Consider the following 6669-nt stretch of genomic DNA (forward strand, 5'->3'; position numbering starts at 1 on the left):
CCTCATCGGCCGACTCGCCATCACCGCCCTGACGACCACCGGTGGGCCGTTGCAGTCATCCATGGCGCGTCGGCGTTTGGTCCATCGCGCGGCGGGTGGATGAATTTCGCAGGTCCGACCACGTAGGGCGGCGCTTGCGCCTGCTGCGTCTGGATGCGCGGCTGATCGCCGGTCCCTTCGTCCCTCATACCGCATGGCCGGTAAGAACGACGCCAACGACGCGGCCGCGATTTGCGAGGCCGTGGGCCGGCCGAGGATGCGGTTCGTGCCGGTGAAGACGGCCAAGAAGCAGGGCCAACTCAGCGTGCAACGCCTGCGAGAAGGCTACAAAGCCGAACACGACGCGCTGATCATCAACCGCATCCGCGGCGTGCTGGCCGAGTTCGGTCTGGTCATTCCGCAAAACCCCGACGCGCTGCGCCGGGTGTTTGCCGATGTGCTGGAAGACGCCAACGACGAACTGAGCGGGTTCGCGCGGCTGGTGCTGCAGCGCACCCACCTGCACTGGGTCGACTTGGACCTGCAGATGAAATGGTGCGACGAGCGTATCGGGGCGCACGCCCGCAGCAACGAGCGCGCGGCCAAGGCGCAGCGTCGCGCGGCATCTGCCCGATTGGCGCATCGGCGCTGGTGACCAGCGTCGATGACCTCATGCAGTTGGCCAGCGCCAAGCAGTTCGGCGCTTCGCTCGGCCCTGTGCCCTGCCTTAACTCCACCGGCGGCAAGCCCAGACCGGGCGATCACCGAACGCAGCGATGACTATTTGCGCACTCTGCTGATACAGGGCGCGAAGTCGGCGGTGATGAACGCCGGCAAACGAACACACCGCACTAGCCAGTGGCGGGTGCAATTAAAAGTCGCGTCGGCTGGCAGAAGGCCGTGGTGGCGCTAGCCAAGCAGAACGCTCGCATCCAGTGGGCTATGCTTACGCGAGACGGCCGCTTCGTTCCCCTCCATGTCCCTGAGGCAGCGGCGACGCACTGCGCATTGAGCCAACGGCCGGCCATCTGAAGAACTCGTTCCCAGGCTGAGCCGGGACATCGGCCGTCCTTACGACGGAGCGTGCCTGGCGAAGGGCCGGCCTCTGGCCGGCCGCGGCCTGAAAGGCAGACCGGCGGCAGCCAAACTCGGTAACGTTCAAGGGCGCAATGCCCAACGAGCGAATGGGCCACTGCCGAGCGGTTCGTAACTATGGCCTTGACAAAACGCGAGACAAGCCCATCTGTAGATGTGCAATCTGCCATTGCCGGTTTTTTCAGGCACGCTGCGACCGCGATTCGGAACCGAATTCGAAACCAATTTACACCGCTGACCGAGCGGGGCTTCCCTGCAGAGTGATCACGGCGCCTCCAACTATGACTAGCGACCGGCCGCACGAGATTTTCCTCTCTCGAGATTGGCAAGGATCTCGGGACCAAATCGTTCACTAAAACCACAGACAAACGAATAGGCCAGTAATGACCAGGTCGCGAGGGTAAAAATCCCCGCAAGTAGGTTAGCCTTTGCTGCCGCAATAAGGAATGCAGTTAGCAGCATTGCAAGAATGATACGGAAGGCGCCACGAAGCGCTGTTATGCGCCAGTCTTCGCCAACGACTACCGGGACACTGGAGGTCCGCAGTATTACCGATGCGAATGCCCCGAGGACGGAGAACACCGCACATAGTGCATAGTCCTCGCCAGGATTTCCCCGGAGATACTGCCAGAACCCAAGGCAAACAATCGCCGAGATGAGTGCCGCTAGACTGGCCGCCATGAGGTAGCACAATCTATAAGTGTTGGCCACTTTGCCCGTGATTCGTTCGCTTACTGCGACGAATGAATCTGCGCAAACTCTGTGGTCGTCGCATGTAAGACTGTTGTACAGAGAGCTTGCGAGCTCATCACGAATGGACGTCCATTCTTCCGGCGGAAACAGTTTCTTCGCATCCGCATATGCCTTTGTGAAGTGATGAAGTGATAAACGAACAATGTCTGCCGTTGGCCGCGTTGCAGGAAACTTTTTGTCGTCAACGTGGTAGGCAACTGTCTCAGTTTCAGTGATATAGACAATGACCGCCTCGGACTGACCGACAATTCTCCCAACCTTCTTGCCGCCAGGAATTGTGTCCCCAATGCTGTACCAACCGTTGTGAGTCATTCTGCCCTCCTGTTGCATTAGCGCTTCGCCATTCACTTTGCGGCGATGGAGGCGCTTGATCGCTTCCAGTCCGCGCCTGACTTGATATGGAGCGTAAAACGTTCCGCGTGATCGTGTACACACGCATGCCGTCACGCGAATTCGAATACGCCTTCGAAGAAGTCCGTTGCCAGACAGACGCGTCGAGAGCGGGTGCGGCCACGGGCCCGTTGATCGGCCGAGTAGCCGGCCGGCCGATGGCAGCAGCGACGCAACGGTGCCATGCAATACCCGGGATGCCGATTGACGACCGCACATCGAAATCCCCCACAAGTATGGCGTGCCTTTGCACCTTGTCGTTTGGGCTCGGCACACATGTGGAGGCGCTGATGCCAGCGCGCTCGCGTGCCGGCTCGCAGAACGTCCGCGCCCCACAGCCCCAACCCCGCTGCAGCCAACGCCCGAGCCCCAACAGCTACAGCCCGCCCACTCCATCCCCCCGCCCCCGAATCGCACACGCCACAATGCGCCGCGCCATCCTCCCGGTGGCCCCGCGATGCGCCGCCGCAAACCCGAACGCGTTCTGCACCCACTGATTGCGCTGCGGGTCCGCCGCCAGTGCCGCCGCACGGCGCACGCCGTCGGCCATCTCGGCCACGCGCAGTGAAGCGCCGGCCTTCAGCGACAGCTCGGCCGCGTCCTCGAAGTTGAAGGTGTGCGGGCCCATCACCATCGGGCAGCCGCAGGCGGCGGCTTCGATCAGGTTCTGGCCGCCCAGCGGCGCAAAGCTGCCGCCCAGCAGGGCGACGTCGGCCAGGGCGTAGTACAGGGGCATCTCGCCCATCGAGTCGCCCAGCCACACGTCGGCGCGGGCGGCCTCGGGGGTGGGGCCTTCGGCCCAGCTGCTGCGGCGCGACAAGGTGAAGCCGCTGTTGTCCACCAGCAGGCCCACTTCGTTGAAGCGCTGCGGGTGCCGCGGCACGATCAGCAGCAGCGGCCTGGGCGCCGGCAGTGCGCGCCAGGCGGACAGCAGCGGCTGTTCTTCACCCTCGCGGGTGCTGGCGGCCAGCACCACCGCGCGCGGCGGGTCGTTGAGCTGCTGGCGCCATTGCAGGCCGCGGGCCAGCAGCTTGGGCGGCGGCTCGATGTCGTATTTCAGGTTGCCGCACACCTCCACCTGCGGCGCGCCGGCTTCGCGCAGGCGGCGGGCGTCGGCTTCGGTCTGCGCCAGCACCCAGGTGAGCTGTTGCACCGCAGGGTGCAGCAGCGCGGCCAGGCGCTGGCCCTTGCGCTGGCTGCGCTCCGACAGGCGTGCATTGGCCAGCACCATCGGCACGCCGGCCTGCTGGGCGGCCTGCATCAGGTTGGGCCAGATCTCGGTTTCCATCAGCACGCCCACCAGCGGCCGGTAGCGGCGGAAGAAGCGGCGCGCCGCCCCCGGCGTGTCGTAGGGCAGCCAGGTCTGGATGTCGTCGTCCTGCAGCAGCGCGCGACCGGCTTCCAGGCCGGTGGCGGTGCTGCAGGTCAGCACCAGCCGCATGCCCGGAACCTGCGCGCGCAGCGCCTTGATCAGCGGCTCGGCGGCGCGGGTTTCGCCCAGCGACACCGCATGCAGCCACACCACCCGCCCTTCGATGGCGCGGCGGCGGGTGCGGTAGAAGCCCAGCCGCTCGCGCAGCCGGCGGCGGTAGGCCGGCTCGGCGCGGCCCCGCCACCACAGGCGCAGCAGGTAGAAGGGCGTCAGCGCCAGCAACAGCGCGCTGTAGAGAAAGCGCGCCAGCCAGGGCGTCATCGCATCGTCGTCAGTGGGCAGCGGCCGCCACTTCGGCGTCGGGCTTCACGGCCTTCAGGCGCGCCATGAAGTCGTCCTGGATGCGGTGCAGCGCCTCTTCGGTATGCCCCTCGAAGCGCAGCACCAGCACCGGCGTGGTGTTGCTGGCGCGGATGAGGCCGAAGCCGTCTTCGTAGTCCACGCGCAGGCCGTCGGTGGTGACGATCTCGCCGCCCGGGAAGTTGGCATCGGCCAGCAGCTTGTCGATCACCTCGCGCGGCTCGCCTTCGGCGCAGGCCACGTTCAGCTCGGGCGTGCTGAAGCTGGTGGGCAGGCCGTTGAGCACCGCGCTGGGGTCGTCGTGGCGGCTCAGGATCTCGAGCAGGCGCGCCGCGGTGTACGACGCATCGTCGAAGCCGTACCAGCGCTCGCCGAAGAACACGTGGCCGCTCATCTCGCCGGCGATCGGGGCCTTGACTTCCTTCATCTTGGCCTTGACCAGCGAGTGGCCGGTCTTCCACATCAGCGGCACGCCGCCGGCGGCCTTGATGGCCGGCGCCAGGCGCTGGGTGCACTTGACGTCGAAGATGATGGTGCCGCCCTTGACGCGCGTCAGGATGTCCTGCGCGAACAGCATCAGCTGGCGGTCGGGATAGATGATCTGGCCGTCTTTCGTGACCACGCCCAGGCGGTCGCCGTCGCCGTCGAAGGCCAGGCCCAGGTCGGCTTCAGTCGCGTGCACCGTGCGGATCAGGTCCTGCAGGTTCTCGGGCTTGGAGGGGTCGGGGTGGTGGTTCGGGAAGTCGCCGTCCACGCGGCTGTACAGCGCGATCACCTCGCAGCCCAGCGCCTTGAGCAGCTGCGGCGCCGAGGCACCCGGAATGCCGTTGCCCGAATCGACCACCACCTTCAGCGGGCGGGCTAGCTTGCAGTCGCCGGTGATGCGGGCGATGTACTCGGGCACGATGTCCATCGCGGCCGAGCGGCCCTTGCCGACGGTGTAGTCCTCGGCTTCCATGCGGCGGCGCAGGCCCTGGATCTCGTCGCCGTAGATGGCGCGGCCCGACAGCACCATCTTGAAGCCGTTGTAGTCCTTGGGGTTATGGCTGCCGGTCACCTGGATGCCGCTGTTACAGCCGTGCTTGCCACGCGTGGCGGCCACGTAGTACAGCATCGGCGTGGTCACGGCGCCCAGGTCCACCACGTCCAGCCCGGTGGAAGCCAGGCCGCGGATCAGCGCGGCGGCCAAGCCGGGGCCTGACAGGCGCCCGTCGCGGCCCACGGCCACGGCCTTTTCACCGGCGGCCACGGCCTCGGTGCCGAAAGCCTTGCCCAGGTGTTCGGCGAAGTCCTCGTCGAGGGCCTGACCGACGATGCCGCGGATGTCGTAGGCCTTGAAGGCCGAAGCTGTGACTTTCATTCATGTCCTCCTGCGAACGATTGTAGGCAGCCTCCGTGAAAACCCGGCTGGCGCGCCGGCGGGCCGTTCAAGGGCCGCGGCAGCCCGCGCTGCACAGGTCCGAAAACGGCGAGTGCGCCGGAGCCGGCCGGCCACAATGGCTGCCATGGTCACCGCTACCGCCCCCACTGCTGAAGCCCCCGCCGACGCCCCCGCCGATGCCCGCTATGCCGCGCTGGCCGCGCGTGATGCGCGCTTCGACGGCCGCTTCTTCGTGGGCGTCACCTCCACCGGCATCTACTGCCGGCCGGTGTGCCGGGTGCGGCTGCCACAGCAGCGCAACTGCCGCTTCTTTGCGCATGCGGCGGCGGCCGAGCAGGCGGGCTTTCGGCCCTGCCTGCGCTGCCGGCCCGAGCTGGCGCCCGGCCTGTCGCTGACCGACAGCTCGCAGGTGCTGGCCCGCCATGCAGCGCAGGCCATGGTGCAGGCTGTGCATGAAGGCCAGCCGCTGTCGCTGCCCGCGGTGGCCGCGCGCCTGGGCGTGACCGACCGCCACCTGCGCCGCATCTTTCAAGAGGCGCATGGCGTCTCGCCCATCGACTTCATCACCACCCAGCGGCTGCTGCTGGCCAAGCAGCTGCTGACCGACACGCCGTTGCCGGTGACGCAGGTGGCGCTGGCCAGCGGCTATGCCAGCCTGCGCCGCTTCAATGCCGCGTTTGCCGAGCGCTACCGCCTGAGCCCCAGCGCGCTGCGGCGCGAGCGGGGCGATGCGGCGCCCGAAGCGGCCGGCATCGTGCTCAAGCTGGCCTACCGCCCGCCCTACGACGTGGCAGGCATGCTGGCCTTCTTCGCGCAGCGCGCGGTGCCGGGTGTGGAGGCGGTGGACGTGCCAGCGCTGACGCTGCGCCGCACGCTGGCCCTGCCGCATGGCGGCCACCGGCTGCAGGGCTGGATCAGCCTGCGCTACCGGCCCGAGCGGCATGAGGTGATGCTGAGCCTGGCGCCCACGCTGGTGCCCGCCATCGGCGCGCTGCTGCAGCGCGTGCGGCAGGCGCTGGACCTGGACGCCGACCCCGCGCAGATCGACCCGGTGCTGGCCGCGCTGGCATTGCCGCCGGTGCCCGGCATCCGCCTGGCCGGCAGCTTCGACGGCTTCGAGACCGCGATGCGCGTGGTGCTGGGCCAGCAGGTCACCGTGGCCGCGGCGCGCACGCTGGCGCGCCGCGTGACCGAGCGCTATGGCGAGCCGATCGCCACGCCGTTTGCCGACCTCACCCGCCTGGCGCCCAGCGCGCAGGCCATCGCCGAGGCAGACCCCGCCGAACTGGGCCAGCTGGGCATCGTGCGCCAGCGGGTGCGGGCGCTGCAGGCGCTGGCC

General features: G+C 67.6%; 5 protein-coding genes. 2 read left to right on the top strand and 3 right to left on the bottom strand.

Annotation, left to right across the window (positions count from 1 at the left end; genetic code table 11):
- The first annotated feature begins 193 nt into the window (after window positions 1–193).
- Window positions 194–634, top strand: a complete 441-nt coding sequence (locus ABNT58_RS15455; RefSeq protein ID WP_348754352.1) for a hypothetical protein — start codon at window positions 194–196, stop codon at window positions 632–634.
- A 725-nt stretch (window positions 635–1359) separates the two neighbouring features.
- Here ABNT58_RS15455 and ABNT58_RS15460 read toward each other — a convergent pair.
- From ABNT58_RS15460 to ABNT58_RS15470, 3 genes are all read right to left on the bottom strand, one after another.
- Entirely contained in the window at window positions 1360–2139 is a 780-nt protein-coding gene (locus ABNT58_RS15460) for a hypothetical protein (RefSeq protein WP_348754353.1), read from the bottom strand.
- Window positions 2140–2593: 454 nt separating this feature from the next.
- The gene (locus ABNT58_RS15465) at window positions 2594–3910 is read right to left on the bottom strand and encodes a 3-deoxy-D-manno-octulosonic acid transferase (protein ID WP_348754354.1); all 1317 of its coding nucleotides are present in this window, start codon (window positions 3908–3910) and stop codon (window positions 2594–2596) included.
- Between the two features lie 10 nt (window positions 3911–3920).
- Window positions 3921–5309: a phosphomannomutase/phosphoglucomutase gene (locus ABNT58_RS15470; protein WP_348754355.1), complete on the bottom strand. Its 1389-nt coding sequence runs from the start codon at window positions 5307–5309 to the stop codon at window positions 3921–3923.
- Between the two features lie 145 nt (window positions 5310–5454).
- Between ABNT58_RS15470 and ABNT58_RS15475 the strand changes: the two genes are divergently transcribed.
- Window positions 5455–6669 (top strand): Ada metal-binding domain-containing protein (locus ABNT58_RS15475; RefSeq protein ID WP_348754356.1); only part of this gene is annotated, 1215 nt, incomplete at its 3' end.

The sequence above is a fragment of the uncultured Aquincola sp. genome, from assembly GCF_964001545.1.
GTDB lineage: Bacteria > Pseudomonadota > Gammaproteobacteria > Burkholderiales > Burkholderiaceae_C > Aquincola.

Excerpts from the sequence above, each read along its gene's own strand:
- ABNT58_RS15460 (WP_348754353.1), bottom strand. The coding sequence starts at position 2,139 with ATGACTCACAACGGTTGGTACAGCATTGGGGACACAATTCCTGGCGGC.
- ABNT58_RS15455 (WP_348754352.1), top strand. The coding sequence starts at position 194 with ATGGCCGGTAAGAACGACGCCAACGACGCGGCCGCGATTTGCGAGGCC.
- ABNT58_RS15470 (WP_348754355.1), bottom strand. The coding sequence starts at position 5,309 with ATGAAAGTCACAGCTTCGGCCTTCAAGGCCTACGACATCCGCGGCATC.
- ABNT58_RS15465 (WP_348754354.1), bottom strand. The coding sequence starts at position 3,910 with ATGACGCCCTGGCTGGCGCGCTTTCTCTACAGCGCGCTGTTGCTGGCG.